This window comes from Flavobacterium branchiicola, assembly GCF_018383905.1.
Classification (GTDB): Bacteria; Bacteroidota; Bacteroidia; order Flavobacteriales; family Flavobacteriaceae; genus Flavobacterium; species Flavobacterium branchiicola.
Genome location: NZ_JAGYWA010000028.1, coordinates 1 through 576 on the forward strand (window position 1 = coordinate 1; position 576 = coordinate 576).

Here is a 576-nt window from a genome sequence, read left to right on the forward strand (position 1 = left end):
AAGCCGTTTCACTGCCAATGGTTGGTTTTTTCTCATATCTCGGATCTATATCCCATTTTGGCTGTTGATCAAAGAAATAATTTACTCCCATTATATCTAACGCCATGACAGCTCCTGAGGCTCTTCCGCCATCGGGATCATTGTATCCGTTTGAAACCGGACGCGTCGGGTCTTCCCTGCGCATTATCTCAGCCAGCTCTCTGGTCAACTTTACGTTTTGCTGATCCGGAACTTCATTTCCAATCGACCAGATAAATACCGAAGGATTATTTCTATCTCTGCGTACTAAAGCCATGAGGTCTTTTTCATGCCATTGATCAAAAATTACATTATAATCTAATTTCTTTTTACCAATTTTCCAGGCATCAAAAGCTTCATCCCAAACCAGGAATCCCATTTTATCAGCCAGTTCCAGTAATTCAGGAGCAGGTGGATTATGAGAAGTTCGTAAGGAATTACAACCCATTTCTTTGAGCATAACCAATTGTCTTTTTAAGGCTGAGGTATTAATAGCTGCTCCCAAAGCGCCTAAATCATGGTGATTGCAAGTCCCAAAAATCTCGACTCTTTTTCCGT

At 41.1% G+C, this 576-nt stretch carries 1 protein-coding gene; it reads right to left on the bottom strand.

The genetic code is table 11. From position 1 onward, the window contains the following. On the bottom strand, positions 1-576 hold a 576-nt coding region (locus tag KHA98_RS23105), incomplete at both ends, for a glycoside hydrolase family 2 TIM barrel-domain containing protein (RefSeq protein ID WP_317192591.1).